General features: G+C 50.9%; 29 protein-coding genes. 9 read left to right on the plus strand and 20 right to left on the minus strand.

Features of this window, described 5'->3' with window-relative positions:
• The first annotated feature begins 33 nt into the window (after nt 1-33).
• A complete protein-coding gene (gene flgK / locus FIT99_RS07155) occupies nt 34-1,686 on the plus strand; it encodes a flagellar hook-associated protein FlgK (protein ID WP_140003653.1) in 1,653 nt (550 codons plus the stop codon).
• 23 nt (nt 1,687-1,709) lie between these two features.
• Nucleotides 1,710-2,615 (plus strand): flagellar hook-associated protein FlgL, encoded by a 906-nt coding sequence (gene flgL, locus FIT99_RS07160; RefSeq protein WP_140003654.1) that lies wholly within the window; start codon nt 1,710-1,712, stop codon nt 2,613-2,615.
• A gap of 46 nt (nt 2,616-2,661) precedes the next feature.
• Here flgL and fliR read toward each other — a convergent pair whose 3' ends face one another.
• From fliR to fliF, 13 genes are all read right to left on the minus strand, one after another.
• Entirely contained in the window at nt 2,662-3,429 is a 768-nt protein-coding gene (gene fliR / locus FIT99_RS07165) for a flagellar biosynthetic protein FliR (RefSeq protein ID WP_140003655.1), read from the minus strand.
• 12 nt (nt 3,430-3,441) lie between these two features.
• Nucleotides 3,442-3,711: a flagellar biosynthesis protein FliQ gene (gene fliQ, locus FIT99_RS07170; protein ID WP_140003656.1), complete on the minus strand. Its 270-nt coding sequence runs from the start codon at nt 3,709-3,711 to the stop codon at nt 3,442-3,444.
• A gap of 44 nt (nt 3,712-3,755) precedes the next feature.
• Nucleotides 3,756-4,523 (minus strand): flagellar type III secretion system pore protein FliP, encoded by a 768-nt coding sequence (gene fliP, locus FIT99_RS07175; protein ID WP_140003657.1) that lies wholly within the window; start codon nt 4,521-4,523, stop codon nt 3,756-3,758.
• A 111-nt stretch (nt 4,524-4,634) separates the two neighbouring features.
• Entirely contained in the window at nt 4,635-5,156 is a 522-nt protein-coding gene (gene fliO / locus FIT99_RS07180; protein ID WP_140003658.1) for a flagellar biosynthetic protein FliO, read from the minus strand.
• Between the two features lie 15 nt (nt 5,157-5,171).
• Nucleotides 5,172-5,657: a flagellar motor switch protein FliN gene (fliN, locus tag FIT99_RS07185; protein ID WP_140003659.1), complete on the minus strand. Its 486-nt coding sequence runs from the start codon at nt 5,655-5,657 to the stop codon at nt 5,172-5,174.
• Nucleotides 5,657-6,658 carry a flagellar motor switch protein FliM gene (gene fliM, locus FIT99_RS07190; protein WP_140003660.1) on the minus strand — a complete coding sequence of 334 codons (1,002 nt, stop codon included), beginning with the start codon at nt 6,656-6,658 and terminating at the stop codon, nt 5,657-5,659. Before fliM ends, fliN begins: the two co-directional genes overlap by 1 nt.
• Nucleotides 6,659-6,691: 33 nt before the next feature.
• A complete protein-coding gene (locus FIT99_RS07195; RefSeq protein ID WP_140003661.1) occupies nt 6,692-7,282 on the minus strand; it encodes a flagellar basal body-associated FliL family protein in 591 nt (196 codons plus the stop codon).
• 146 nt (nt 7,283-7,428) lie between these two features.
• A complete protein-coding gene (locus tag FIT99_RS07200; protein WP_140003662.1) occupies nt 7,429-8,820 on the minus strand; it encodes a flagellar hook-length control protein FliK in 1,392 nt (463 codons plus the stop codon).
• Nucleotides 8,821-8,844: 24 nt separating this feature from the next.
• Entirely contained in the window at nt 8,845-9,291 is a 447-nt protein-coding gene (gene fliJ, locus FIT99_RS07205) for a flagellar export protein FliJ (RefSeq protein ID WP_140003663.1), read from the minus strand.
• A gap of 17 nt (nt 9,292-9,308) precedes the next feature.
• On the minus strand, nt 9,309-10,877 hold the full coding sequence (gene fliI / locus FIT99_RS07210; RefSeq protein WP_140003664.1) for a flagellar protein export ATPase FliI: 1,569 nt from the start codon (nt 10,875-10,877) through the stop codon (nt 9,309-9,311).
• Nucleotides 10,878-10,913: 36 nt separating this feature from the next.
• On the minus strand, nt 10,914-11,570 hold the full coding sequence (locus FIT99_RS07215; protein ID WP_140003665.1) for a flagellar assembly protein FliH: 657 nt from the start codon (nt 11,568-11,570) through the stop codon (nt 10,914-10,916).
• A gap of 24 nt (nt 11,571-11,594) precedes the next feature.
• Complete coding sequence (gene fliG / locus FIT99_RS07220) at nt 11,595-12,593, minus strand: flagellar motor switch protein FliG (RefSeq protein WP_140003666.1); 999 nt, start codon at nt 12,591-12,593, stop codon at nt 11,595-11,597.
• Nucleotides 12,594-12,596: 3 nt separating this feature from the next.
• Nucleotides 12,597-14,303 carry a flagellar basal-body MS-ring/collar protein FliF gene (gene fliF / locus FIT99_RS07225; RefSeq protein ID WP_140003667.1) on the minus strand — a complete coding sequence of 569 codons (1,707 nt, stop codon included), beginning with the start codon at nt 14,301-14,303 and terminating at the stop codon, nt 12,597-12,599.
• Between the two features lie 262 nt (nt 14,304-14,565).
• Here fliF and fliE point away from each other — a divergent pair, with 262 nt between their 5' ends.
• The gene (fliE, locus tag FIT99_RS07230; RefSeq protein WP_140003668.1) at nt 14,566-14,931 is read left to right on the plus strand and encodes a flagellar hook-basal body complex protein FliE; all 366 of its coding nucleotides are present in this window, start codon (nt 14,566-14,568) and stop codon (nt 14,929-14,931) included.
• A 42-nt stretch (nt 14,932-14,973) separates the two neighbouring features.
• Here fliE and FIT99_RS07235 read toward each other — a convergent pair whose 3' ends face one another.
• From FIT99_RS07235 to FIT99_RS07265, 7 genes are all read right to left on the minus strand, one after another.
• On the minus strand, nt 14,974-15,264 hold the full coding sequence (locus FIT99_RS07235) for an EscU/YscU/HrcU family type III secretion system export apparatus switch protein (protein ID WP_140003669.1): 291 nt from the start codon (nt 15,262-15,264) through the stop codon (nt 14,974-14,976).
• Nucleotides 15,251-16,390, minus strand: coding sequence for a flagellar hook-length control protein FliK (fliK, locus tag FIT99_RS07240; protein ID WP_140003670.1), 1,140 nt, complete (start codon nt 16,388-16,390; stop codon nt 15,251-15,253). Before fliK ends, FIT99_RS07235 begins: the two co-directional genes overlap by 14 nt.
• Complete coding sequence (locus tag FIT99_RS07245; RefSeq protein ID WP_140003671.1) at nt 16,391-16,723, minus strand: flagellar protein FliT; 333 nt, start codon at nt 16,721-16,723, stop codon at nt 16,391-16,393.
• A 1-nt stretch (nt 16,724) separates the two neighbouring features.
• Entirely contained in the window at nt 16,725-17,225 is a 501-nt protein-coding gene (gene fliS, locus FIT99_RS07250) for a flagellar export chaperone FliS (protein WP_140003672.1), read from the minus strand.
• Nucleotides 17,226-17,306: 81 nt separating this feature from the next.
• A complete protein-coding gene (gene fliD / locus FIT99_RS07255; protein WP_140003673.1) occupies nt 17,307-18,986 on the minus strand; it encodes a flagellar filament capping protein FliD in 1,680 nt (559 codons plus the stop codon).
• A gap of 35 nt (nt 18,987-19,021) precedes the next feature.
• Nucleotides 19,022-19,366: a flagellar protein FlaG gene (locus FIT99_RS07260; protein WP_140003674.1), complete on the minus strand. Its 345-nt coding sequence runs from the start codon at nt 19,364-19,366 to the stop codon at nt 19,022-19,024.
• Nucleotides 19,367-19,437: 71 nt separating this feature from the next.
• Entirely contained in the window at nt 19,438-20,235 is a 798-nt protein-coding gene (locus tag FIT99_RS07265; RefSeq protein WP_140003675.1) for a flagellin N-terminal helical domain-containing protein, read from the minus strand.
• Between the two features lie 487 nt (nt 20,236-20,722).
• Between FIT99_RS07265 and aepX the strand changes: the two genes are divergently transcribed.
• From aepX to FIT99_RS07295, 6 genes are read left to right on the plus strand one after another with little or no spacing between them, the layout of a single operon-like run.
• Nucleotides 20,723-22,021, plus strand: a complete 1,299-nt coding sequence (gene aepX / locus FIT99_RS07270) for a phosphoenolpyruvate mutase (protein ID WP_140003676.1) — start codon at nt 20,723-20,725, stop codon at nt 22,019-22,021.
• A 13-nt stretch (nt 22,022-22,034) separates the two neighbouring features.
• Nucleotides 22,035-23,210 (plus strand): phosphonopyruvate decarboxylase, encoded by a 1,176-nt coding sequence (gene aepY / locus FIT99_RS07275; RefSeq protein ID WP_140003677.1) that lies wholly within the window; start codon nt 22,035-22,037, stop codon nt 23,208-23,210.
• Complete coding sequence (locus FIT99_RS07280; RefSeq protein ID WP_140003678.1) at nt 23,203-24,192, plus strand: aminotransferase class V-fold PLP-dependent enzyme; 990 nt, start codon at nt 23,203-23,205, stop codon at nt 24,190-24,192. The genes aepY and FIT99_RS07280 overlap by 8 nt, the downstream gene beginning before the upstream one ends.
• Entirely contained in the window at nt 24,189-24,602 is a 414-nt protein-coding gene (locus FIT99_RS07285; protein WP_140003679.1) for an adenylyltransferase/cytidyltransferase family protein, read from the plus strand. Before FIT99_RS07280 ends, FIT99_RS07285 begins: the two co-directional genes overlap by 4 nt.
• The gene (locus FIT99_RS07290) at nt 24,599-25,297 is read left to right on the plus strand and encodes a class I SAM-dependent methyltransferase (RefSeq protein ID WP_140003680.1); all 699 of its coding nucleotides are present in this window, start codon (nt 24,599-24,601) and stop codon (nt 25,295-25,297) included. Before FIT99_RS07285 ends, FIT99_RS07290 begins: the two co-directional genes overlap by 4 nt.
• A 6-nt stretch (nt 25,298-25,303) precedes the next feature.
• Nucleotides 25,304-26,698 (plus strand): CDP-glycerol glycerophosphotransferase family protein, encoded by a 1,395-nt coding sequence (locus FIT99_RS07295; RefSeq protein ID WP_140003681.1) that lies wholly within the window; start codon nt 25,304-25,306, stop codon nt 26,696-26,698.
• Nucleotides 26,699-26,802: the final 104 nt, after the last annotated feature.

The following is a 26,802-nucleotide window of genomic DNA, read 5'->3' on the forward strand; positions in this document are numbered from 1 at the left end:
CCTCTGCAGCGGGCTGACACATGAGGAAATGACATGTCAAACGTACTCAGCATTGGTAAAAGCGCACTCAATGCAGCGCAAATAGGAATCGCCACCGTCGGTCATAACATCTCCAACGCGTCCACCCCTGGCTACAACCGTCAAGTCGTGGTGCAAGCTGCGGCACAGGCGCAAAACTTCGGGTATGGCTATGTCGGCCAAGGCACCAATGTCGTGGGCATTCAGCGCGTGTTCAACGACACGCTGTCCAAACAAGTCATCAATGCGACTGCTACCAGTAATGCCAGTGGCGCTTATTACAGCAACATCAGCCAGGTCAATGGTGTGTTGTCAGACAGCACTGCTGGCTTAAATCCAGTGATCACCAGCTTTTTTAGCGCAGTGAGTGCCGCGGCCGCCAACCCGAGTGATACGGCTACCCGCCAGACACTCATATCATCGGCGCAATCCATGGTGAACCGCTTCAATGCGGTCAACAATCAGCTCGACCAAATGCGCGAGAGCATCAATACGCAAATCACCTCCAGCGTCGACGCGATTAACAGCTATTCAACGCAAATTGCGACCCTGAATGACACCATTACCAAGGCCGTTAACTCAACAGGGAACACACCAAATGACCTGATGGACCAACGCGACCAGTTGGTGGCAAAACTGAGTGAACAGATTAAAACCACGGTCATCAAACAAGACGATGGCTCTTACAACGTGTTTGCCGGTACCGGCATGCCTCTGGTCGTGGGCACACAACAATATTCTTTGTATACCCGCGCGAGCGATACCGATCCGACCCGCGTGGAAGTGGCCTATGGCAACCCTGCCAGCCCGAAAATACTGAGCGTCGATACTGTTTCTGGCGGCACGCTTGGCGGGGTATTACAGTTTAGAAGCGAAACGCTGGATTCGGTACAAAACCAAGTCGGACAATTGGCGATGACCTTAGCCAGCCAGTTTAACGCGCAACAAACACAAGGCTATGACTTAAACGGCACATTGGGGACTAACCTGTTCAGTATCGGCGGGCCAACCGCGATCAGCAGTGCTTACAATACAGACCCGACCAAAACCGCCTCGGCCTCTATATTGGACCCAAGTCTGCTCACCAATAGTGACTACACGGTCAAATACAACAGCGGCATGTATACGATCACGCGTGTGAACGACAAATCCATCATGTGGCAAGGCACTGCGCTGCCTGCCACCATTGATGGGATGGAAGTCAACGTCAACACCAGTTCGCCGACGGAGGGTGATTCTTATTTAATTAAACCCACGCAATATGCAGCCGGCAAATTATCGATGGCGTTTACCGACGTCGATAAGCTGGCACTGGCAGGATCAGCGACAACCGGCCCGAATGATAATGAAAACGGCCTAAAACTCGCAGCTTTGCAAACTGGTGCCAATGTACGCGTGGCGGGCAGCAATACCAACCGCACCTACACTCAAGCCTTTGCACAAATGGTGAGTGCGGTGGGCACCAAAACCAATGAGCTCAGCATTACCAGCAAAGCAGATGCGATGGCATTGGAAAACGCCACCAGCGCCATGCAGTCAGAGTCAGGCGTCAACTTAGACGAAGAGGCCACAGATCTGTTGCGTTACCAACAAGCTTATCAGGCAGCGGGCAAAATGATGCAAATCGCCAGCCAGCTGTTTGAAGTCTTGTTACAAATGGGTCAATAAGTTTTTTTAAGGGATCGCGCATCATGAGAATCAGCACCAATACCATCTATCAGTCTGGCACCAACCAGCTCATGAACCTGCAGTCAGACCTGAACAAACTCAGCATTCAGACCGCCACTGGCAAGCGCGTGAACTCCCCGGCCGATGACCCGGTGGCAGCAGCGCGGATTCTGGAGCTGAATACCGCCAAAGACCAAAATGCCAACTACATGAATGCGCGTAAAACAGCCGAAACACTGCTGCAAACCTACGAGGCCAACTTAACCAGTGTCACCGATACCGTGCAGTCAATTCAGTCGACCTTAATTGCAGCGGGTAATGGCAGTTACACAGATACGGAGCGTGCCAAGTTAGCCAATGAGCTGCAAGGCAATCTGGATACGCTGAAGGGCTTAGCGAATACTAAAGATTCACAAGGCAATTATCTGTATGCGGGTTACGCATCTACCACTGTGCCTTTTGATGCTAACTATGATTTTGTCGCCAATAGCAGCCGCACCAAATTACAGATTGATGTACAAAGCCAATTACCGGTCACGTTTACTGGCGATCAGGTATTTGGTACCAATGGTGATAATGTGTTCAACACCTTGCAAGACATGATCACCCTGCTCAAAACCCCGATCACGGACAGCACCACGCAAGCGGCATTCAGTAGCGGACTCGGTGACAGCATCACCAAAATGCAGGGCAGTTTAAATAAAGTGTTGGATGCGCGGTCAGAAATCGGCAGTAACCTGAATTTGCTCGACACGCTGAATACCACTGGGGACAGCTTAGATCTGCAATATGATGCGTCTATTTCAACGCTGCAAGATCTGGATTATGCGCAAGCACTGTCAGACATTTCAAAGAAAACCACCATCTTGCAGGCGGCGCAAAAAGCGTTTGTCGCCACCTCGAATATTTCCCTGTTTAGTTTAATTTAAGCGTTAAAGTTAAGCTCTGCTAGCGAGGTTCTACGCTGCGCAATCCCTAGTGCAGCACTTGTAACATGAGTTGTTGTGCGTCGATCAGCCAACGGCTGATCGGGCTCACTAGTGAGGGCAGACTTAACAACGTCATTAAAAAACCCACCGAAATCGTAATCGGAAAGCCAATACCGAAAATATTGAATTGCGGTGCGGCTTTAGTTAACACCCCTAAAGCCATGTTGGTAATCAGCAAACTAGCAATCACCGGCAAGGCCAAGAGTAAGCCTTGCGAAAAAATATGCCCCCCTAACATCGCAATCGCCTGGCTGTTGAGTTGCCAATGTTCGAGCGTGATCGGCATCGTTTCAAAGCTTTGTAGCATAACCGCCACCACGATTAAATGTCCATCTAAACTCAAAAAGACCAACAAGGCCAGCATGGTCAGAAATTGTCCGATCGCGATGCTTTGGCCTTGCGCTTGTGGGTCATAAAAGCTGGCAAAGCCCAAGCCCATGCTCATCCCCATCATAAAGCCGGCCATTTCTACTGCGGTGAATAACAGACGCATGACAAAGCCCATGCTGATGCCAATCAAAAACTGCGCTAACAAGGACAGCATGCCCTGCCAGGACATGACCTCGATGGCGGGCACTTGTATGGCAGGCACAATCGCGAGTGTGATGACAAAACCAATGGCCAACTTGATGCGTTTAGGGATAGAGGGATGGCTGAACAACGGCACCACCGCAAGACAGCCGAGCACGCGCGTCAATGGCCACAATAATTGCACGATCCACTGTTGCAGATCAGATGCGTGGATAGTCAGCATAGGCTAGGTGCGTTAATTCACCAGTTGCGGAATCATGGTAAATATATGACGCATATAATCAACCAATGTCATCAACATCCAGTGGCCGGCCAATAACAGCACGGCCATCACACCAACGAGCTTAGGAATAAACGACAAGGTTTGCTCGTTGATTTGGGTCGCTGCTTGAAAAATACTCACGATCAAACCGATCATCAATGCCGTACCAAGCACTGGCGCCGCGACGATCAAGGTGGTCTGCATCGCTTCACTACCTAGGGTTAAAACCTGTTCTGGACTCATTTTCTACTCCTAAAAAAACGATCGCTGGCGGCAAACACCTCGCCTTAAATGACAAAACTTTGCGCCAAGGATCCCAGTATCAACTGCCACCCATCCACCAGTACAAACAGCATAAGTTTAAAGGGCAGAGATACAATGGCCGGCGACACCATCATCATGCCCATCGCCATCAAAATGCTGGCGACCACCATATCAATTATCAAAAATGGAATATAAATAGCAAAGCCAATCTGGAAAGCGGTTTTGAGTTCGCTCGTCATAAAAGCGGGCACCAGAATGCGCAGTGGGACCTCTTCAGGGGTTTGAATCGCTTCGGTGTGCGCCATGTTGGCAAACATGGCCAGGTCATTTTCACGCGTTTGTTTGAGCATAAAACCTTTGAGAGGCAACACGCCGCGTTCGAGGGCTTCTTGCATGGTGATTTTGCTTTCAGATAATGGCTGATAAGCATCGGCATAGATTTTGTCGAAGACGGGTCCCATGACAAAAAAGGTAATAAACAACGCCAAGCCGATCAATACTTGGTTTGAAGGCGCGGATTGCGTCCCTAAGGCCTGCCGCAGCAGAGACAACACGATCACGATGCGGGTAAAGCCCGTCATCATCAGCATCGCCGCCGGAATAAACGTCAACGATGTGAGTAAAATCAGCGTTTGCAGACTGAGTGTGTAATCTTGACCACCCGCAGCCGCCGGGGTCACCGTGCCAATCGGCAAGCCGCCAGCAGCGAGGGCAAATAACGGACAAGCCCACAGAAAAGCCGCAGGCAGTATCAACATCAACGTAGACTTTAAGGCAGAAACAACGCGCATATGGGGCACCCGAAACTGGCTCGCCACTGCTGAATGCAGGTACGAAACCATCAATAAGTTAGGGCTATAGTACGCCAGAGATGGCGCAATCAAAGGCTAGAAGTGAGCCACTCAAGGCTTGTTTTTGAGGGATTTGACGGTGTTTTGTAGGGTTGCTTGCATGGCTTGCTGCAGACGGATCGCAAAAGACGCATTTGGATCGATCGTTGCACTTGTTGCATTGGTCGTATTGGTCGCGGTGGCGATGGTATCCTCTGCTGATGGGGTTGCTTGGACGGGATCTACCTCCCCCAGCGCGGTCATTTGACTGGCATTCAAGCCGATCACCAGCCAGCGGCCACCCACTTCAAGTACCACCACGCGCTCTCTCGGCCCCAGTTGCAAGCCACCCACCTGTTTGATAACCCCGCGCTGAGAGAGGGCCTGTCCCGGCAGGACGCGCCGTACTATCCAAGCAATCACGGCAATCACCAACAGCACAATGACTGTTCCAAACACCATCCGGCCCAGACTATCGCCCGTGGTCGGAGCAGCCATCGCTGTGGTTGCCGGCACGGTTGCCCACGCCTGCACACTGACGGTGAGGCTACTGAGCAAGCCGATAAAGCAGGCGCGGATGTGCTTAATGTGCATGGTCAACTGTCGTCTCTAACGGTTTAATTTACGAATACGCTCAGCGGGGGTAATGATATCTGTCAAACGGATACCGAACTTATCATTCACCACCACCACTTCGCCTTGCGCAATCAAGCAACCGTTAACTAAAACGTCCATCGGCTCGCCGGCCATGCCATCTAGCTCAACCACGGAGCCTTGTGCCAGTTGCAACAGACTTTTAATTGAGATTTTTGTGCGACCGAGCTCAACCGTGAGCTGGACCGGGATATCCAAAATGAAATCAATATCATTCTGCGTACCCTCTAATTTATTGTTGGCACTGAATTCACTAAAAACCGCTGTTTTGCTGGTTTGCTCCTGTAACGCTGAGGATTCGGCCTGTGTTTGTTCTGCCAACGCGGCGCCCCAATCATCCTCAGCAATCGTTTGTACATCACCGGGATCAGCCATCCCCATTGCAGCCGCGGCCGCACTTAAATCATCATCTGCACCGTTTGTGGCGGGATCCATAGCCATTATGACTCTCCTTGTAATTGCTCCTGACTACCGTCAGCGCGAATCAGCTTTTCAACCTTGAGGGCATATTGCCCGTTAAATACGCCATACCGACACTCCATCACTGGAATGTTATCAATCTGACCTTCTATGCTATCGCTGATGTTGATGGGGATCACATCGCCCGCTTTCAGCTCGAGCAAATCTGCCACCGTTAACTTGCGCGTCGCCAGATTAGCCACAATCTCCACCTCGGCGGCCTGAATCTGTTGTGTCATCAATTTGACCCAGCGCTTATCTCCCCCCAGGTTTTCACCCTGCAACGGGGAGGTCAGCAAATCTTTGATCGGCTCGACCATCGAATAAGGCACACAGAAGTGCATCTCACCGCTGTTGGGTCCGAGTTCGATATTGAAGGTAATCGCCACCACCACCTCATTCGGCGTGGCAATGTTGGCAAACTGTGTGTTCATTTCAGAGCGCAAATATTCGAATTTAATCGGATACACTGGCGCCCATGATTTTTCGTATGCCTCGAACATAATGTTGAGAATACGCTGAATGATGCGCTGCTCGGTGGCGGTGAAATCACGGCCCTCGACACGGGTATGAAAACGGCCATCGCCGCCAAACATATTATCCACCACCAAAAACACCAGCGTGGGGTCGAGCACCAACACCCCTGTCCCGCGCAGCGGACTCATGTGGATTAAGTTCAGGTTGGTAGGCACAACGAGGTTACGGATAAAATCCGTGTATTTGATAATCCTGACCGGGCCGACAGAGACCTCTACCGTGCGGCGTAAAAAGTTAAATAACTCGACCCGCAACAAACGTGCATAACGTTCGTTGATCATCTCAAGCGTGGCCATGCGGCCACGCACAATGCGCTCTTGCGTCGCAAGGTTATAGTTACGAACACCAGACTCGTCCTTTTGCGACGCATCACTGTCGTCGTCACCATCGACGCCCTTGAGTAGCGCATCAATTTCGTCTTGTGATAAAAACTTGTCAGCTGACATGATGATTCACTTTAAATAAGCAGACCCATAAAATCATTGAATCACAAACGAGGTAAACAGCACTTGAGTGATCTTTAACGGCTTACCGTGTCCGCCCAAAGGCTTTTTCAGTTCAGTGAGTAATTCTTCACTCAATTGTGCTTTGCCTTCTGGCGTTGCAATATCAGAGGCTTTTTTACTGGTCAGCAGTAACAGGACTCGGTTACGCAAAGCAGGCATTTGCGTCTTTAATTTTTCTGCCAGCTCCGCGCCTTTCACTTCCATGGTCAAATCCAGTTGCAAAAACTTATCATCCGGATCGGGCAATAAATTGACCGTGAATGTTTCAAAAGGCACAAAAGTGAGTGCAGTTTTAGGATCGGCGTGACCACCAGATTCCTCGGCGGCCTCCTCCTCACCAGCCTCTTCTTCAGCGGCGCCTTCTTCATGGCCCTCATCTTTTTCAGCTTTTTCACCGTGCTTGTCTTTGGCTTGGTGCGCGTCTGGCTTCTTCATCAAAAAGAATGCAGCCGCACCACCCCCGCCAGCCAATGCCAGCACGACGGCCAGAATGACGATGAGTTTTTTCTTGGATTTTGGGGCCGCTTCTGCGGACCCTTCTGCTTTAGCCGGTTCTTGAGCCATGACACAAACCTTTCTTACGTGAAACCTTAAGTGTTTATGGTGCCATTATGCGTAAAACCACGGGCGGGAGATTGACGGATAAAAGGGTAAATTCAGCGCTTAATCAAGCGTTACATCTGCAGGCAGCCCAAAGGCCGCCTACGTATTTAAACAAACGTATCTACCAATCCGCGATGGACGCTGGTTGGCACGGCTTGCGCGGTGATTAAAGGTTCGGCCGTTTCGGCATTAACGATAGACTGTCCACGCTGACGCGGGGTGCTTTGTTGCTCAAAATGTTGTTGCGCCTGCTGACCATCGCCCACAAAGGTTTGGCCCAGTTGTAACCCTTGTGACTGCATACGATCACGTAGATCTTGCATGCCATCTTCAAGCGCCTGACGCACCACAGGGTTATCGGTAATAAAACTGGTATTCACAGACTGATTGTCGACGGCTAGAACCACTTGAATCGGACCGAGATCTGGTGGGGACAGCGTCAGGCTGGCGACTTCATCGCCGCTACTCACCATATTCATCACATGCTGATTCATGGCTGTTTGCCAGCGCTCGTTGCCAAAGGGGGTAGCCAGCTGTGACGTCATGACACTACTACTCTGCGCAATGCCTGCAGCGCTCAGCCAAGCGCTATTGCTCAGCGCTTGTGCGGCTGGCTGAGACACCATATTCAAAGCATCCGCCTGAGGATTCGATCCCCGTGCCTCATTGGATGCTGACGGGCGTCCATTAAGTGCTGTGGCCTCAGCCAATAATTTTGCATTGGCGACGGTTTCAGAAACACCCACCAGTTCAGTGTCGGTACCTGCCTGCGCGTTGCTCCCCAGCAGTTGTTTGAAATCAACGGATGGATCTTGTGTCTCTTCTTGGACAGACGGCGCCACCGGCGGCTGCAATCGATCTGGTTTCTCAGTCACCTCAGTATTCAATGACAAAGCACTAGCATCCAGACCTGTCAGTTGCTCGCTATCAGCGGGGAGCGCAGACATTGCTGCGGAAAATTCTGTTTTGGTGGGTGGTTCGCTGGCAGGTGCCACGGGGCGCATGGCAATCATGCTTTGCATCCATGGCGTGATCCCACTGGGCAGTGGCTCATTGGTTGCCAGTTCTGCCAGCAAGCGTTTTTTGCGCTCTTGCGCCGTCTCCACCTGTGCGGTATCCACTTTCACAGCAGCGTGGGTGGCAGCGTCAGGGATCATCTCTAAATTGTCAGTCGTATCTGCAATCGCTAAGCTGTCTTGATCACTGGCGATGGGTTTGTCGTCTCCATCCGTCTCCACCACCCGTGCGTTCGTATTGGTTGTAGCGGCTTGCGTCGTCTCGGTTGCTGCGGGCTTGGAGGCAGGCTCGCTTGGTTGCGCATTGGCTTGTTGAGGCGCTGGCTGCGCTGGTTTGCTGTTCTGTTGCATCTGCTTACGCAAGGCCAGTGCAAAAGCATCGGTATTGCTGTTGATAGAGGGCGGTGACACCGGATTCGCAGCGGCCGTTTTCACGGCATCTGCGCCCATATTCAGTAAAGTTGCGGATTGCAAAAACGCCATATCACACTCCCGTTCAAGGCTTGTTTACACACGTGCGCGTTTGGCACGGCTGGCAAATTCATCCATCAGTTTTTGATCACGTTTACCTTCAACTTTTGCTTGTTGCGTCTCGGCCCGCGTCATCAATACTTCAAAAGATTTTTGTTTGCGCTGTTTTTCCTGCAAAAGCTGTCGTTTGTGCACAACATTTGCTTGGCATTGTTCGATTTGAGCATTTTGACTGCGCACGGCCAATTCCAATTGCGAGAAAAAGCCCTGAAAATTACGGTATAAATCCGCTTTGAGCCCTTTTTGCGAGGCGTTTTGCCATTGCTGCTCATATTCTTGCTGGTATTGTTCCAACATGGTGCGTTGTTGCTGTGCCTGCTCGAGTTGCTGCATGGCTTGGGCTAACGCTTGCATGGCTTCATCTACCGCATCCGAGGCGAGCTGGATGAGCAAGGTAAGTGTTTGTGTCGACTGTTTGGCCATCCGTGATTAATTCCGCATCAAGAAACCGTTTGCGCTAATTGTTGCAAACTAGCCTGCATGTAGGCACTCTCATCCACATCCTGCTGTAAAAAGGCGTTGATTTGATCGCGCTTTTTAATTGCGATATCTAGCATCGGGTCTGAGCCGGGCTGATATGCGCCCACTGCAATCAAATCTTGGTTACGCAAATAGCGTGAGTACAATTGCTTTAGCAAGCGCGCTGCCTGCTGGTGCTCTTTACTGGTGATGTTGTGCATGGCTCGACTGATCGATTGCTCGATATCAATGGCCGGGTAATGACCACTCTCGGCCAGGGTACGGTTAAGCACGATATGACCATCCAAAATCGCCCTTGCTGAATCGGCAATCGGGTCTTGCTGATCGTCGCCTTCGGTCAACACGGTATAAAAAGCGGTAATAGAACCCTCGCCTCTGGCGCCATTACCGGTGCGCTCAACCAGCGCAGGCAATTTTGCAAATACAGAAGGGGGATAGCCCTTGGTGGCCGGCGGCTCACCAATGGCCAGCGCAATTTCACGCTGCGCCATGGCATATCGGGTCAGGGAATCCATAATCAACAATACGTTTTTGCCTTGCTGGCGAAACCGCTCGGCAATCGCGGTCGCATAATTAGCGCCTTGTAAACGCATCAGCGCCGAGACGTCGGCTGGCGCGGCAACCACCACCGAGCGTGCCAAGCCCTCAGGCCCTAAAATCTGTTCAATAAACTCTTGTACTTCACGACCCCGTTCACCGATGAGGCCCACCACAATCACATCTGCGGTGGTATAGCGCGCCATCATGCCGAGCAATACGCTTTTGCCCACCCCTGAACCGGCAAAGAGGCCGAGGCGCTGGCCGCGGCCAACCGTCAACATGGCGTTGATTGCCCGGACGCCCACATCCAGCGTATCTTCGATGGGTGCGCGCATTAACGGGTTAATGACCCGACCAGCTAGGGGGGCGGTTTCATCTGTCGAAATCGGGCCTAAATTATCTAATGGGTTACCTGCTGCATCGACCACCCGGCCTAACAAACAATCGCCCACGGGAAAATGTCGTGCACGATCTTGTGCACGGCGGCGTGGCGGACGCCCAAATTGCGGCTTCGGCAAGGTTTCCATGATGTCCATGCTAAACACTTTTGCGCCCGGTACGACCCCATCCACGGCGGACTGCGGCATCAATAATAAATTCTCACCGTCAAAGCCGACGACTTCGGCTTCCACACGGCCACCGTCTTGCAAGGGAATATAACAGGCACCGCCAATGGGCATTTTGATACCGGTCGCCACCATGATGAGGCCGGTGACTTTGACGATACGCCCGGCAACCTCTAGCGGTTCCACCAAATGCACCAGTTCTCGGCAATCCTTCAGGTAGCTTTGCCAGCGCTGTAGATGGACGTTATTGCTAGCAGTCGTTGCAGACTGACTATCAGGACCAGTGGATGGTAACGCTGCAGCAATAACAGCCGCATCTGGATGGGACGCCGTGTCGCTGGCGTTGCCCAAGTCGGCGTAGCCCAAGTCGGCTTCATCCACTAAGGCGGGGCTAGTCTCTAAGGCGATATTCGGTTCGGTCATGTGGCAGCAATCAAGGTCGGTGCATGGAGAAGTGGTTTATTCGTAGCTGTGCCAGTTGTCCAATTGAGATAAGCCTTGTACCAGACGTTTCCAGCGCGTCTCGTTACTGGCATCAATTTGATTTTCGGCGGTTTCAACCAAGCAGCCGCCGCGCTCAATTTGGTTATCTTCTAACAACTGCCAGCCCTGCTCTTTGAGCTGCTCGCCGAGATGGGTACGTAAAATTTTGGCATCTTCGTGATGCACAATCAGCCTAGCCGGCTGTTTGACCTGTGGCAGATAATGCATCGCATCGAGCACCACAGGAATCACCGCTTGCGGATCCAACTGCAATTTGGTTTTCATCATGGCTTTGGCAAGATCCAGCGCCAAACTCAGTACAGACTCAGCCACAATCACATCCTGCATGGCCAGGGCTTGCTGAAAGCTAGTGATCATTTGCGATAACTGCTGCCGCTCGGTTTCAATTTGAGTCTGTGCGTGCGACATGCCATCGCCATAACCCGTTTTGAACCCTGCCTCATAGGCTTCTTGTCTGACCTGTTTCAGAATGCCGCTAACCGTGCGTGCATTTTCTTCGGCTTGCTCGCGCTCACGCTTCACGCGTTCACTAGAGATGGTGTCATCAAAACTGGCCATTTCCCAGCGTTGATAGGCGCTCATTTGTTCTTTCGGAATTGCAGAAGCTACCATACGACACTTTCCTTATAAAACTTGCTAGACATATTGCTCACTGTCGCCTTTACCCGCCAGCATGATCTGACCTTCATCTGATAAACGGCGCACAATCTGCAAAATCTGTTTTTGTTGTCCTTCGACTTCTGACAACTTGACTGGACCGCGACTTTCTAGATCTTCACGCATCATGTCAGCCGCTCTTGACGACATATTGCGGAAGAATTTTTCTTTCATTTCATCCGACGTCCCTTTAAGCGCAACAATCAGCATGTCGGACTGGACTTCGCGCAACAGCACTTGTATGCCACGATCATCGATCTCCATAATGTTGTCGAAGACAAACATCTGATCCATGATTTGCTGCGCCATATTGTCGTCATAACTTTTGAGGCCATCCATTAGCTTGGCTTCATGTTCCCCGCTGATATAGTTCATGATCTCAGCGGCCGTTTTCACCCCGCCGATGGCTTGCCGTTTGAGGTTATCGTTACCGGCCAACATTTTCAGCATGCCTTCATTGAGCTCACGTAAGGCGGTCGGTTTGATACTGTCTAGGGTCGCAATACGTAAAATCACGTCTTGGCGTAAGCGTTCAGTAAAATGACCCAAAATCTCAGCCGACTGGTCAGGCTCTAGGTGCGACAAAATGGTCGCAATAATTTGCGGATGCTCGTTCTTGATGAAATCAGCCACACTAAAGGCATCCATCCATTTCAAGCTCTCAATACCGGCGGCATCCTGAGATTGCGGAATCCGGTTGAGCAGATTGGACGCTTTGTCGTCGCCAAACGCCTTAATCAGCACCGAGCGGATATAACTATCCGAGTCCAAGCCAAAATCACTGCTGCTGGCAAAGTCAATCATGAACTTTTCAAGCACCTGTTCGACCTCTTCACGTGGGACCGGCTTCATGGAGGCCATGACAATCCCCAGCCGCTGCACTTCTTTCGGTGACAGATGCTTCATGACCTCGGCAGCCTCATCCTCACCAAGCGCCAGCATCAAAATTGCACTTTTATTTAAACCTTCATCACTCATGCACTATTTCTCCGCAGAGGTCCAGCTGGACACCACATTGGCGACCATACGCGGATTATCTTTAGCCACTTGTTTAGCTGCCAGCAACGTCTGGTCGAGGCCACTCGGTAACGCAGCCGCCTCACCACTTAACGTGACTAATGCGTCTTCACCCTCTGCCGCCCGAGCAATTGGGCTGCCATCAGGGCCAGTTAACGCTGCTGTGCCAGCGGCCAAGGCCTGTTGCTTTTTGTCTGCCCCGGTCAACTTAACCGCCATGGGTTTCAATAGTTTTTTATAAATCAGCATCAATACCACGACCCCGGCCAAGAAGCGCAAAGCATCTTTACCGTATTCAATCATCAGCGGATCTTTCCACAGAGGCGGTTCAACCAGCTTTTCTTGTGCTTCGGCCACAAACGGTGTGTTGACCACCGAAATCGTGTCGCCACGCTCTTTATTGAAGCCCATCGCCTGCATTGCCAAATCGCTTACCTGCTGTTTCTCAGCCGTATTCAAGGCGCGATACGTGGTTTTGCCGGTACTATCCACCACTGGAATATGATTGACCACCACCGCCACGTGTAGGCGTTTGACCCCACCCTTGGCCTGCTGGACATAGCTCACTGTTTTATCCAGCTCGTAGTTAGTCGTATTGTCTTTTTGCGTATTTTGCGGTGGGGCTGGCGGCGCAGCTGGCGGCGCGTTTTCACCTGGGGCTTGCGCGCCCGGTGCATTAATGGGCGCAGTAGACTCACCAGGAGGTTGATTGGACAATGCGCCAGGCACGGCACCATTGTTACCACCGCTGGTTTGGGACTCACGGCTTTGTGCACTGCGAATCGCCATGTCATCCGGCTTGCCGTTTGGCTTGTAGGACTCATTGGCCTGCTCAGTCATTGAGAAATCAATTTCTGCGCTGGTTTCAGCATGTACGTTTTTAGCCCCCACAATCGGCGTAATGATCGACTCCACGCGGCGGGCAATACTGTTCTGCATGTTTTCGACATAAGCCATTTGCTCAGGGTCGAGGCCATTTTGTTTCAGTTTGTTGGCGTTGTCAGACAACAGATTGCCATTCTGGTCGACCACCGTCACATGGTCAGCCGACAAATTGGGCACACTGCTCGCCACCAGGTGGACCACCGCGCCAACTTGTTGTGCATCCAAGCGCCGACCGTTGTGCAGGTTCAATAACACAGAAGCGGTCGGATACTGTTGTTCACGCACAAACACGCTCGGTTTTGGAATCGCCAAATGAATGCGTGCTGCCTGTACCGCAGAGATCGATTGGATGCTGCGTTCGAGTTCACCTTCTAAGCCACGCTGAAAATTAACCTGCTCAACAAATTGCGACACGCCAAATTTTTGATTCTCGAGTAACTCAAAACCAATATTGCCGCCTTTGGGCAAGCCTTGGGCGGCTAGTTTCAATCGCACTTGATGCACTTGATCTGCGGGCACCAAAATCGCATTGCCGCCCTCGGCAAACTGATAAGGCACATTCAATTTGTCCAGCTCCGCCACGATGGCGCCACCGTCTTTATCAGCAAAGTTAGAAAACAACACGCGGTAATCCGGTTTCTGACTCCATAGCCAGAAAACGACCATCACGGCAACCACGGCCGCAATGCCTGCGACTAGTAGCAGTTTTTGTCCCATTTGTCCGAACGCATTCGCGGTCGGATTGGACTCACCAGTTGACGTAAGTAAGGCAGCGTCAGCAGCCATCTGAACCTCCATGTTTACTACACAAACGGTTTGCAGCAGACACCCGACGCGGGCAAAACGATGCAAACAGCTTTTTAAACTTGCATGCCCTTTGCGGGCACACTTACATGAGACCCATTATGCGCTTAGTCTATTTTTTCAAATCGGCAAATAAGACGGATTAATGTTGCCTATTTTACAAAGCACCCAACCCCTCGGAATGCTACAGTGACTACCATGACAATTCGGGCGCAATCTGCCCAAACGATGAAAGGAGTCCACCATGAACGCAGGCGGTATTGATGCGCAACGCATCACGTCCATGCTGGCACAATTGCGTGCAGCTGCTCAAAAACCTGAAGGGTTGGGCGGCAACGCGATTGCTAACCCAGTGCAAAAAACCAATGCAGCCAGCCCCACTAGCCAAGTCAGCTTTAGTGATGCGCTCAAGGCTTCGTTAGACCAGGTCAATAATATGCAATTAGAGTCAGATAAACTGGGCAAGGATTTTGCCATGGGCAATGACAACGTCAGTTTGTCTGATGTCATGATTTCTGGTCAAAAAGCGAACATCGCCTTTCAAGCCACTGTACAAGTGCGTAACAAGCTCGTCACGGCGTATCAAGACATGATGAATATGCAGGTATAAAGCCTACGTAAGTTTGATCAAGCCAACAATTCGCCTAAAAACTTAAACCTTGGGAGGCAAGCGTGCTTCCCCTTGCTCTAACTGATATAACCAAGCCAATATTTCGGCAATCGCCTGATATAACTGTGGCGGAATATGCGTATCTAATTCGACTTGCATTAACAAGCTGAGTAACGCTTGTGACTCATGCACATACACCTCGTGTTCTTTCGCCAGCGCAATCATGCGTTGCGCCAACAAACCATTGCCTTTTGCCACGACGCGGGGCGCGAGGTCACCAGCCTCATACGCCAATGCCACTGCTGACTGGGTATAGACTTTATCCGGCTGCATACTTTGATTGTGCCTGAACCACTTGGTCGCTACTGATCTGTAAGGATTCGAGTGTTAACCCGGCAGATTGCAAATTCATGGCTAATTGACTGCGTGCAGATTGCAAGGCGTTCAAAGCCGCAGCCTCACCTGGCGCAACACGCACACTCAGACGACCATTGTGCAGCGTCAGCTTCACCGAGACCTCGCCAAGTGTGGGCAAATGCAAGGTCAGATCGCTTTGTAAGCTGTTTAACACAGGCTCGTCAGCGGAATATGCAGAGTGCTCCTGCTCATTGACTTGCCACTGCATGGTTTGCCCAGGCCAGACTTCACCATGCCAGACCACCCGTTGCTGCTCAAGGACTTGGAGTTGTTGCGCTACCATCTCTGGCGGGGTAAAAATCGGTTTATTTTGCGGCTCCTGCAACAACTGGTGCCAAGGGCGCGTGCCCAGCGTGGCTTCTTTCAGGTGTGACTCATAAAATAAGCCTGAACTATCCAATGCGTGTTTCAAGTCTTGTGCCAACACTTGCGGCTTTTGCGGGCTATGGCTGACGACCGTCTGGGCTTGTACCACCGTCGGTTGCTGCTGAAAGGCCGATGAGCTCAGCCAGCGCTGCAAATGTTTGGCCGGCGGACTCAGCTCCACCAGGCTGGCTTGCCCGGTAGCGCTCTTGGCCATGGCTTGTAGATGTTCGTCGTGCTCACCTGCTGATAGATCGGTCAGCAGGTCTATGTTACTTGCTTGCGCGGCAGGGCCGTTCGCCTGCGCATTGCCGGATTGCACGCCCCATTTGACTTGCGGCAACAGCGCTTTGTCTGCACCCTGCTGGGCGAGTCCCATAAATTGCATGTGCAAACTTTGCTGCTGTGCCAAATAAGCTGGCAATTGCATCTGCACAGTGACAGGCGCTTGATTGGGTAGCTGGATTTGAACCTTGAATTGTGCAAGATCGGCATTATTCGCGACGCCAGATTCTTTTTGCAGAATCAAGCCGGTAAACGCCATGCCGGGGCGCATACGCGCCCAAAGCGGCGCTTCAGACTGGGCACCTTCCACCGGCATGATGGAAGACACGGCACGCAAGCGCTCTGTTTCACTCGCAATAACACGCTGTGAGAGCACTTGCGGGATGGGTAACATCTATCGTCCGTCCGGAGGCATGCGCGCATGCAGTTGCGCGTCAAAGATCATGTCGGTAATGCGGTGCATCACTGGATAAAGCAAATTGCGGATTTCGCCGTCATCCGCCAGTATCTTTTGCACCAGGGCCTGTTTACGCGCATGCTGCTCTGCTGAGAGTGGTTCAGCGGCGAGGCGCATGGATTGCTCTAGACTTTTGACTACTTCAATCTTGAGCATATAAGATTGCTCAAGCTCAGTCACTTTTTCCCAGGCATTTTGTCGCGCCGCAATCAGCATCTGCTCCATCAGCTTTGCTGCAGATTCATAAGTATTAATCAGTGCCTGTGACATCTTAAGCTCCGGCCGCCGCCATACGGTGTTGACCCATGTGTTGTAACTCGTTTGTTTTTTGTGCCACCATCTGACCCAGCGACATATCGGCTTGTGCCGGACGCGCGGCAGCAGATTTTTCTAAGGTTTCCCAAGCGGATTTCAATTCCATCAGCAATTGCTGAATTTCTTGTACTTTTTTCACATCTTGGCGGACGCTCGCCTCCATCAAACTGCGCGTCATGTACTGATACAGTTGGTCAAGATTTTGGGCGATGTCGCCACCGGTACGCTTGTCTAGGCAGGCACGTAAGCCACTATCCACAATGGTGACGGCTTGGGTCAGGTATTGGCCTTTTTTAGCAATATCATGCTGAGCCATTGCTTGTTGTGCGTGAATACAAGCTGAAATCGCACCGTCGTATAACATCACTACCAACTTCAGCGGGCTGGCATCAACAATCCCGGTTTCCAACCCCACGCTTGCATAAGCATTCACACCTAATTTCTTCATTCCAAACATTTTCTACTCCTGAATTCTGCTTAAAAGCGTATGGTTAGTGATCATTTGCCAGCCACCTTCTGCAGACCACTACCGCATCAACTAATTGTTGTTACTAATAGAAGCCAATTGTGAAGTCAGATTATTGCTGGTGCTTTGCATACTGCTGAGCAAGGCATCCAATTTTGCATACTGTGCACGGTAACGTGCTTCAATAGAAGGCAACCTGGCATTAATATCATCGGACTTTTTATTCAAAACTTTAATCGAAGATGAGATGCCATCGGTCTTCGTTGTCAACGCGCCATCGCTGTCCAGCCAGCCATCCAACAACGAGCTTAATTCGCCTGCCAGACCTTTACTAAAGGTCACAGTGCCACGACTACCGGTGGCAGTACCCGTAACACTTAATTGCAAGCCAAAACTCGCATTACCGAGCGCGCCAGTCAATACCGAGCCGCTGGTGATGGCAGTGGCACCGTTAATGGTGCCGATGGCGTTGATCCCATTGCCGCCTAGCTGGGAGACATTGACGGCATAAGTGCCTGAGGCGGTATCTGATTTACTGCTGACAAAACTCACTTGCGGATCCGTCGCGGTGGCCGATGGTGAAAATAGCTTGGCCACATCACTGACGTTGGTTGTCACTGCAGTTTTCAATTTTGTACTGTCTAGCGACAATGCGCCATCAGAGCCCATGGTCACGCCAATATCGGTTAATGTTTTAAACGTGGTGGCAGTCGGCGAGGAGGCTGATAGCATCGATTTTAGTTTCACCATGATATTGCGCGCGGTAGAGTCACCTAATAAGGCGCCATTCGCCGTCGAACCCGCCGATACAAACTTGGTCAGGTTACGCATACTGGTGTTGAGTGAATTATAAGCATCGACAAAGCTTTGTACCGACGCTTGTATGGTATCGGTATCGGTGCCTACCGTCAGAGCATTACTGGTGGTCGTCACCGACTTCAGTGTCAGGGTGACGCCCTGAATCACATCAGACACCGTATTGCTGGGTTTACTGATGCTCATGCCATCCACGTTGAGCAAAGCGTTTTTGGCTGCAACCATTTGGGTCATGTTGTTGGTGCCCGCCAGCGGGTCGTAGGCCAATGCAGAGAGACCTGCGCTGTCGGTCGCATTTCCATCATCGTCCGCCACCGAGATTTTCAGGCTATTCACTTCGCCCGTGTCTTTCGATGTCACCACCAGACGATTGCCTGACCCATCATTGACAATCGAAGCCGACACCGAGGCGTTTTGAGCGTTAATCGCATCGCGAATGCCTGCCAAGGTATTATTGCTGCTAGTGATATCAATCGAAATGTCAGTCTTGTCGCCGTTGGCGGTAAATGCCGCAGGATTGCTCCCCGCAGCGGCGGCAAACGTGCCGAAAGAAATGGTGAGTTTGCCCGTGCCAACAATGTCAGTGGCACTACTATAAGCAGCAGAAGCCAGCTTTTGTGAAGTCGCCAACTGGCTGACCGTCACGTTGTAACTACCGATCACGGCAGTACCGTTGGCAGTCGCACTGATGCTGTTACTGTCACTCGCAGTGACAGATTGCGCGTTAAACTTCGCCGCTGTGGCTAATTTGTTTACCGCTGTCTGAAACGTACTTAATCCGCTTTTGAGCGTGCTGTAAGCGGATAACTTGGTATTGTAAGACGATATTTTGGTTTTAATATCGTTGAGAGGTTGCTGTTCCACTTGCATCTGCGCACTGACGAGACTGTCAATTGGAAGCCCTGATACTCCAGTAGAGGATACTATCGCTGTCATTTATTGTTCTCCCAACCGTCTATTCAAACGCAAAGTCAGGCTGTCTGTCGTATCACCAGCCCACGTAATTTATCCAGCGTTTTACTGATAGCCAGCACTTCTTCATTGGGAATCTGACGGAGTACCTTTTGTGTTTCGGTATCCACCACTTTCACGATGATTCGATCGCTATCATCATCAATAGAAAACTCTATTGTTTGTAACGCTGGCGCAACATACTCATTTAACTTTTTGACAGCACCGCTCAACGCGGCTTTGTCATTCACATCCACTGCAGGTTTGTCTGCGGAGGCCTCAGCATATTTCACCAGCTTTAAACTGCTGGCCGCCTGCAACCCTTGCACGTTATTGCCTACACCATTTACCAATGAATCACTCATGATGTTGCTCCTTTACCTAGGCCAAATCCACAGGGTCTAGGCCTGTGGATTTAGTATTACCGTGTGATGTATTAACCTCTCAGTAATGTCATCACTTGGTTAGGCAACTGGTTCGCCTGAGCCAACATCGCAGTACCCGCTTGTTGCAGAATCTGTGCACGGGTCATTTTGGCTGTTTCTGAAGCAAAGTCAGCGTCAGTGATACGAGATTTAGATGCTGCCATGTTCTCTGAAGCCACACCTAGGTTATTCACCACTGAAGCGAAACGGTTTTGGTAAGCACCCAGTGTCGCACGGTTGGTGTTCACTTCTGTTAATTGCGCATCAATCGCGGTGATTGCATCAGAAGCTGCGTCAGCCGTTGACAAGGAACCACTCAAAGAAGCTGCTGCAACGGATGACACGCTAATGGTATCGCCACTGTCTGCACCAATCTGGAAGTTATAACCTGTACCGAAAGCAGCTTGACCGTTAAATTTGGTCGCTGTGCTCAAACGAGTCAGCTCTTCTTTCAGTTGAGTAAATTCTGTATCCAGGTTTGCACGGTCACCAGAGCTGTAGGAACCGTTGGCTGCCTGTACAGCCAATTCACGCATACGTTGTAAGGAATCTGTTGCGCTGCTCAAACCGCCTTCAGCCGTTTGCAAGAAAGAAATTGCATCGTTAGCGTTACGTGTCGCAACATCCATACCACGAACTTGTGAGTCCATACGTGTTGCAATTGCCAAGCCAGCCGCATCATCTTTCGCGCTGTTGATACGCATACCAGAAGACAAGCGTTGAATAGAAGTATTCAGGCTGCTTTGTGATGCGTTTAAGTTACGTTGTGCATTCAAAGATGCCAAGTTGGTGTTGATTACTGAAGCCATGTTAAATCTCCTTTAGAGTCGTATACCCAGTTAAGTGTCAAATCGTCATGTTACTTTCAACGTTGATCGCTATTTACCACTTAATGTTTGCTATCTAGCGTTGTTAGTTGTGTTATCGACCGCTTGCGAAATTTCTTTAATCCTTGTTGCAAATTTCTTTTTTCGATCAATCATGCACTTGAAACTATTTACGACCCCTCGCACTAAATCTTTAGTCCTGCCTAAAAAAATGTGCAAATTTGTTGATATCAATCTATTTTACAAAATCAGTGCCACTCGCCATTAAGCGAGCTACAGTGAGATTCAGGGTTAATTCTGCTTTTAACCAACCGGGCCGAGCACAGCGTTGCTCACTCGCGCTGTCACACAAGATATAAGGCCAGTTTTCAGCGTTTATCCTCAAATCATTCCTGCATAAAGCCACCGATAATCAGCCTATCCGTTTCGTATACCTTATATAGGTATCAAAAATTAAAAGGAGTTTTGCATGGCATCCGTTTATGTAGGCATGACCGTAGACATTCTGCACCATGGCCATATCAATATTATTGAGCAAGCCAGAAAGTATGGAGATGTCACCATCGGCCTGCTCTCTGACGCAGCCGTGGCAGACCACAAACGCCTGCCCTACCTGACCTATGAGCAACGCAAACAGATCGTTGAAAATATTCGCGGTGTGGTCAAAGTGGTGACGCAAGATGAATGGGACTATGCGCCCAACTTGCTCAAATACAAACCTGACATCATGGTGCATGGTGATGACTGGCTGGAGGGTCCGCTGGTGCCTTACCGTGAGCGTGCCCGCGCCGCACTCGCCGAGTATGGCGGTCATCTGATTGAGATTCCTTATACACGTGGCGTCTCCTCCAATGAAATGTTAGGTCAGATCCAAGCGCTGGGAACCACCCCGGACATTCGCCGCCGCACCTTGAAAAGATTGCTGGCTGTGAAACCGATTTCACGTTTTATTGAGGCACACAATCCGATCTCGGCATTAATTGCTGAGCATGTCACCGCGCAACGCAACGGAAAAACTTGCCAATTTGACGGATTTTGGTCTAGTTCACTGACAGACTCTACCGCACGCGGCAAACCGGATATCGAAGCAGTAGAAATCAATAGCCGTTTATCGAATATCAATGACATCTTTGATGTCACCACCAAACCTTTAATTATGGATGCCGACACTGGCGGCAAACTGGAGCACTTTGAACTCAATGTGCGAAGCATGGAGCGCTTGGGCATTTCAGCCACCATTATTGAAGACAAGATTGGCTTAAAAAAGAATTCACTGTTTGGCAACGACGTACCGCAGTTGCAAGATGAGATCGAACCATTCTGCGAAAAAATTGCAGCCGGCCGCGCGGCACGCGTCAGTGATGACTTTATGGTGATTGCGCGGATTGAAAGCTTAATTCTGGAAAAAGGCATAGCCGATGCAGTCAAGCGCGCCCAAGCCTATGTGGGCGCCGGGGTCGATGGCATCATGATTCACAGCCGGCAGAAAGCCCCCGATGAAGTATTTGAATTTGCCAAAATCTTTAAATCAGAATTTCCGACGATCCCTTTGGTTTGCGTACCCACCAGTTACAACAAGGTAACCGAAGAAGAGTTGGCCGCACACGGGTTTAATTTGGTCATTTATGCCAACCACATGATGCGGGCAGCCTACCCTGCGATGCAAAACGCAGCCATGGAAATTCTTAAAAATGGCAGAACGGCAGAAATCGAAGCCAGTTTAATGTCGATCAATGATGTGCTGGAACTGATTCCCGGCACCAAATAAGCGGAGCATTTGTATGATTCATGCTGAGGATTTCTTATCGGTATTGCAAACGGAACAAGTGCAATTTTTTGCCGGCGTTCCCGACTCATTGCTTAAAGAGCTATGCGCGTGTTTTTCTGACAAACTCAGGCCGCAGCAGCATGTGATTGCCGCCAATGAAGGGGGCGCGATCGGCTTGGCCATTGGTCATTACCTCGCCACGCAACAAGTGGCGCTGGTGTATATGCAAAACTCCGGGCTAGGCAATGTGGTGAATCCGATTGCGTCACTGGCAGATCCACAGGTGTATGGTATTCCGATGTTGCTGCTGGTGGGCTGGCGCGGCGAAATTGCCGACAACGGTGAACAAATCCATGATGAACCTCAACATGTTAAACAAGGACAGATGACCTTATCACAACTGGATGCGTTGGGTTTGCCGCACCAAGTGATGGCCGATGACATCGCCAGCGCGCATCAACAAATTAAAAGCTTATTAACCCAGGCGCTTGAGCGCCAAGGTCCAGTCGCATTGGTGGTGCGTAAACAACGTTTTGCGCCCTATCAATCTGCGCAATCATCAACAAGCACGCCCTCAACACTGGCAGAGAAACTCCCCGTGCTCCACAGTCGCGAGCATATGATTCAGCAAGTGGTCGCCGCGTTGCCAGAAAACGCTGCCGTGGTCGCCACCACCGGCATGGCCTCTCGCGAGCTCTTCGAGCTTAGAAAAGCGCAACAGGCAGGCCACGGCCGGGATTTTCTGACGGTAGGTGGCATGGGGCATGCGTCTCAAATTGCATGTGGCATCGCCCTGGCGCAGCCTGATAGGCAAGTGGTTTGCATTGACGGCGATGGCGCTATGCTGATGCATATGGGCAGTTTGACCATCAGCGCACAGCGACCAAACTTAGTGCATATTGTGTTAAACAACGGCGCACACGACTCGGTCGGTGGTCAGCCAACGATTGCCGCCCAGCTCAGCTTAGCTGAGATCGCCAGTGCTGCAGGCTATGCACAAGTGCTTAGCTTGTCAGACCCTGAACAGTTGCAAGCCGTGTTAAAACAAAGCTTTCACGGTGGCAAGAGTCGCTTTATTGAAGTGCTGTGTCGCAAAGGCGCGCGCGCAGATCTCGGTCGCCCTACCCGCACCCCAGCACAAAACAAACAAGACTTCATGCAATTTTTAAGTGAGGTGACCTATGCCTGAGCGTAGCATTCACGCACATGTCGTCGCACAAAATCAACGCAAAGTGCTGTTTACTGCTGGCCCCGCCAGTCTGCTAGATGAAAACCTACTCGGTCTACGCCCATGCTTTGGCAGAGGCGACACCGATTATCAACAGGTTGAAACAGCCGTGCTGTCAGCGCTCAAAGCCATGACAGGTCATGCGCATATCGCGCGCTTACAAGGCTCGGCCAGCCTCGCCTTAGAGATTGCAAGCCTGAATTTTTTATACGGTAAGGTGTTGGTGATCGACAGCGGCTATTATGCTCAGCGTCTGGTCAGCTTTGCACACATGGCACAACGCAACGCAGGCGAAGTCTCACTGGTCACCGTATGCGACTGGCAGCAATTGACCAAGGTGGAAGGCCACTTCGACTGGGTTGTTGCTTGCTACACCGAAACCAGTGCCGGCTTACTGCTACCGATCGCAGATTTACGCGCCTTGGCTGATCGTGTCGGGGCACAACTGATGCTGGATGCCACTGCATCAATCGGGCTGGAAGCGGACCATCATCTGGCTGACGTGATTGCTTATAGCTCTTGCAAAGGCCTGTTTGGCTTAACGGGCGCCGCATTTGTTGCTTTCCATCAGCCGCCAAAACACGCAGTCGACTCCTTTTATTTAAATCTGAACACGCATCTTGAGCGCGGCATGACTGGGCCCTATCACGCCATTGCTTCTTTATACGAAGTGTTGCCTAAACATGACGATTTGCGTGAGGCAGTATTTATCAACAAAGCGCAAATGTTGAAGAAGATCGCGGGCTACGCCACCCATCCACTGCAATATCAGCCAGTGCTATGCACATGGGTCGATGCCAAAGTGACTAGCCAAGCAACGCAAGCAGTGTTGTATGCGCCGCGTGGCATGCAACGTGGTAGCGTGGTCTGCCATTTGGGTGAGGCGCATTTGGGCAGCCAAGCGCAGGGTGAGATTCTCGATTTACTGGAGCTACAGCCATGACACAGGTGCCAAAACGCATCATGGTCGACATGTCGGCCACCCTGATTCACCATGGCCATGTGCGCCTGCTAAAAGCGGCCAAAGCCCTGGGACACGTGGTGGTGGCACTGACCACCGATGAAGAAATCCGTGCCAAAAAAGGCTATGAGCCTGAATTGAGCTATGCCGCACGCGCCGAAGTGTTATTAGCCATGCGCGATGTGGACGAGGTGGTGCCCAGCCCATGGTTACTCGACGAAGCTTTTTTAAACCTGCACCACATCGACGTATTGGTGCATGGTCACGATAACAGCAACCCAATTGCATCCGAACGATTACACCTACTGCCGCGCACCGAGGGCATCAGCAGCACCCTGCTGCGTGCACGTGTGCTCAAAGCAGTCAGTCAAAAAATGGAAACCAACATATGAGTAACCTATGGCAACAAATTTGGGAAAAACGCTCACTACAACCGCAGCATCGCCTGACGCTGGATACGCTGATCGCGTTGGATGGCTTTGACAGTGGCGCTGGCAAAATCAACCTCGCGGACTGGCAGGAATACACCCGGCGCATCAGTGAAAAACTGCAGTTACAGTCAGGTCACTCGGTGTTTGAAGTGGGCTGTGGTGCAGGTGCTTTTTTATTCGCCCTGCGCGAGCAGCACACACTTACCGTCGGCGGGCTGGATTATGCCGCCGGTTTGATTGAGGCTGCAAAACAGGCAATGCCGGACGGTGACTTCAAGGCACAATCGGCACAGACCATGGACACCGAGCCACAATATGACTTTGTGATTGCCAATAGCGTATTTCATTACTTTGATGAGGCCATGGCGGCAGCGGTACTGCAGGCTATGTGGAAAAAAGCCCGATTGGGTGTCGCCATTTTGGATGTGCCACATGCGGCGACCAAAGCCGCTTGCGAACGTGCGCGACGCGACGCGTTGAGCGAAGCAGAATATGAAGAGAAATACCGCGGTCTGCATCACACCTATTTTAGTCCTGACTGGTTCAGCCAACAGCTGCCAGACACCCCACTGCAAACATTTGAGAGCTGTGTGCCCCACTATGCGCAAAGCCAGTACCGTTTCAGTGTCATTTTTTCTAAACGCTTGCATGGATAAACCATCATGACGCCCACCACCAATAAGCCACTCCCCGTCTTCACTTTTTTTTATACCGACAATTGCGAACGGCAGGCCTTAGCACCAGTGGCTGAGGAGATTGCTCATCGGGGCTACCAGATTCAGTGGAGTACCAACTCGAAACAATATGCAGAGGTGGGCGTGTATTGCGAACATGCATGCAAACCAAACGCCGGTTTTTCGGTAGTGCTGTTGCATGACTTAGCGCAGCGCCACGACATTTGGCCGCACTTTTGGCACCATGAACCCTGGAGCGCTTTTGACATGGGGATTGTGCCCGGCCCAGCCTGGGTCGAGCGCTGGCAGACCCAAGCCAATTTTAAGCAAGCACGCCCTAAATTAGGCATGTTTGACCTCGGTTGGCCGAAGGCAGATCTGGTGTATCGCAACCAAGAGACCTTCAAACAAGAGGCACAAAAACTGCGCGCGCAACTGGGCCTCAAATACGAGCACTCAATTCTTTACGCCCCCTCATGGGAAAACCATGGCAAACAAGATGAATTTGTGCAAAGTCTGAAGGATTTGCCGGTCAATTTGTTATTAAAACAGGCGCCCTGGTCAGACAAATATCGTTGGGTACTCAACAATATCGACGAAATGGATGCATTGCATAGAAACTGCGCCGACAATGTGTATGTGATTGATCGTGAGATCAGCATCATGTATTGCTTAGGGTTAGCCGATGTGATGGTCTCCGATGAGTCCAGTGTGTTGACCGAGGCGTTATTGCTGGATGTGCCTGGCATAGCCGTGACCGATTGGCTGATTCCAGACACCAATCCGCCTCGTCCGGCCAGTGTGCCTTATGACTATGTGATTAAAACTGTCAAAGCCGATTTACGCCGCACAGTGCAAGAAGTGTTACAAAACGCTGGGCAGTATCAGCAACAAGTCGCGCATCACAAACAACATCAATTTGCCAATCTTGGCCAAAGCGCCACCTTGATTGCAGATAATATCGAGGCTGCACTGGCAGGTGAAACCCACTTGCCAACGCCTGCGATCAAGGCACAGGTGGATATTGATCGTACAACCTACCAACATGCCGAAAAACTGGCTGCTGAGGGAGATATGAAACTCTCCACCCAGATGATGCTAGAACTGATTAAAAAAGAAAGCTGCTGCTGGGAGCCGTATAACGATCTGGGCACCCTGCTAGTAAGCCAAGGCCAATTTGAGGATGCAGAATTATTGCTGGAGAAAGCTGTGTTGTTGGCACAAGAGAACCCAGCGATTCCCTTGAGTAACCTGACTGAGGTCTATTGTCTGCAACAAAAAGCCGACAAAGCCTTGTTAACCTTGGCCAAACTTAGCAAATATACGCCTAACTCCGCCGGGTCGATTCCCCATATTCGTCGCTGTATGGAAACCATGTTTTAAACCTGCGCTAGCAGACCACCCACATCCGACGCGACTTCGCGTCGGATTTTTTATTGCCATGCGCAAAGACATAAAAAAAGCATGTGCATTTCTGCACATGCTTT

It is taken from the genome of Methylophilus medardicus, assembly GCF_006363955.1.
Taxonomy (GTDB): Bacteria; Pseudomonadota; Gammaproteobacteria; order Burkholderiales; family Methylophilaceae; genus Methylophilus; species Methylophilus medardensis.

Excerpts from the sequence above, each read along its gene's own strand:
- flgK (WP_140003653.1), top strand. The coding sequence starts at position 34 with ATGTCAAACGTACTCAGCATTGGTAAAAGCGCACTCAATGCAGCGCAA.
- flgL (WP_140003654.1), top strand. The coding sequence starts at position 1,710 with ATGAGAATCAGCACCAATACCATCTATCAGTCTGGCACCAACCAGCTC.
- fliR (WP_140003655.1), bottom strand. The coding sequence starts at position 3,429 with ATGCTGACTATCCACGCATCTGATCTGCAACAGTGGATCGTGCAATTA.
- fliQ (WP_140003656.1), bottom strand. The coding sequence starts at position 3,711 with ATGAGTCCAGAACAGGTTTTAACCCTAGGTAGTGAAGCGATGCAGACC.
- fliP (WP_140003657.1), bottom strand. The coding sequence starts at position 4,523 with ATGCGCGTTGTTTCTGCCTTAAAGTCTACGTTGATGTTGATACTGCCT.
- fliO (WP_140003658.1), bottom strand. The coding sequence starts at position 5,156 with ATGCACATTAAGCACATCCGCGCCTGCTTTATCGGCTTGCTCAGTAGC.
- fliN (WP_140003659.1), bottom strand. The coding sequence starts at position 5,657 with ATGGCTATGGATCCCGCCACAAACGGTGCAGATGATGATTTAAGTGCG.
- fliM (WP_140003660.1), bottom strand. The coding sequence starts at position 6,658 with ATGTCAGCTGACAAGTTTTTATCACAAGACGAAATTGATGCGCTACTC.
- FIT99_RS07195 (WP_140003661.1), bottom strand. The coding sequence starts at position 7,282 with ATGGCTCAAGAACCGGCTAAAGCAGAAGGGTCCGCAGAAGCGGCCCCA.
- FIT99_RS07200 (WP_140003662.1), bottom strand. The coding sequence starts at position 8,820 with ATGGCGTTTTTGCAATCCGCAACTTTACTGAATATGGGCGCAGATGCC.
- fliJ (WP_140003663.1), bottom strand. The coding sequence starts at position 9,291 with ATGGCCAAACAGTCGACACAAACACTTACCTTGCTCATCCAGCTCGCC.
- fliI (WP_140003664.1), bottom strand. The coding sequence starts at position 10,877 with ATGACCGAACCGAATATCGCCTTAGAGACTAGCCCCGCCTTAGTGGAT.
- FIT99_RS07215 (WP_140003665.1), bottom strand. The coding sequence starts at position 11,570 with ATGGTAGCTTCTGCAATTCCGAAAGAACAAATGAGCGCCTATCAACGC.
- fliG (WP_140003666.1), bottom strand. The coding sequence starts at position 12,593 with ATGAGTGATGAAGGTTTAAATAAAAGTGCAATTTTGATGCTGGCGCTT.
- fliF (WP_140003667.1), bottom strand. The coding sequence starts at position 14,303 with ATGGCTGCTGACGCTGCCTTACTTACGTCAACTGGTGAGTCCAATCCG.
- fliE (WP_140003668.1), top strand. The coding sequence starts at position 14,566 with ATGAACGCAGGCGGTATTGATGCGCAACGCATCACGTCCATGCTGGCA.
- FIT99_RS07235 (WP_140003669.1), bottom strand. The coding sequence starts at position 15,264 with ATGCAGCCGGATAAAGTCTATACCCAGTCAGCAGTGGCATTGGCGTAT.
- fliK (WP_140003670.1), bottom strand. The coding sequence starts at position 16,390 with ATGTTACCCATCCCGCAAGTGCTCTCACAGCGTGTTATTGCGAGTGAA.
- FIT99_RS07245 (WP_140003671.1), bottom strand. The coding sequence starts at position 16,723 with ATGTCACAGGCACTGATTAATACTTATGAATCTGCAGCAAAGCTGATG.
- fliS (WP_140003672.1), bottom strand. The coding sequence starts at position 17,225 with ATGTTTGGAATGAAGAAATTAGGTGTGAATGCTTATGCAAGCGTGGGG.
- fliD (WP_140003673.1), bottom strand. The coding sequence starts at position 18,986 with ATGACAGCGATAGTATCCTCTACTGGAGTATCAGGGCTTCCAATTGAC.
- FIT99_RS07260 (WP_140003674.1), bottom strand. The coding sequence starts at position 19,366 with ATGAGTGATTCATTGGTAAATGGTGTAGGCAATAACGTGCAAGGGTTG.
- FIT99_RS07265 (WP_140003675.1), bottom strand. The coding sequence starts at position 20,235 with ATGGCTTCAGTAATCAACACCAACTTGGCATCTTTGAATGCACAACGT.
- aepX (WP_140003676.1), top strand. The coding sequence starts at position 20,723 with ATGGCATCCGTTTATGTAGGCATGACCGTAGACATTCTGCACCATGGC.
- aepY (WP_140003677.1), top strand. The coding sequence starts at position 22,035 with ATGATTCATGCTGAGGATTTCTTATCGGTATTGCAAACGGAACAAGTG.
- FIT99_RS07280 (WP_140003678.1), top strand. The coding sequence starts at position 23,203 with ATGCCTGAGCGTAGCATTCACGCACATGTCGTCGCACAAAATCAACGC.
- FIT99_RS07285 (WP_140003679.1), top strand. The coding sequence starts at position 24,189 with ATGACACAGGTGCCAAAACGCATCATGGTCGACATGTCGGCCACCCTG.
- FIT99_RS07290 (WP_140003680.1), top strand. The coding sequence starts at position 24,599 with ATGAGTAACCTATGGCAACAAATTTGGGAAAAACGCTCACTACAACCG.
- FIT99_RS07295 (WP_140003681.1), top strand. The coding sequence starts at position 25,304 with ATGACGCCCACCACCAATAAGCCACTCCCCGTCTTCACTTTTTTTTAT.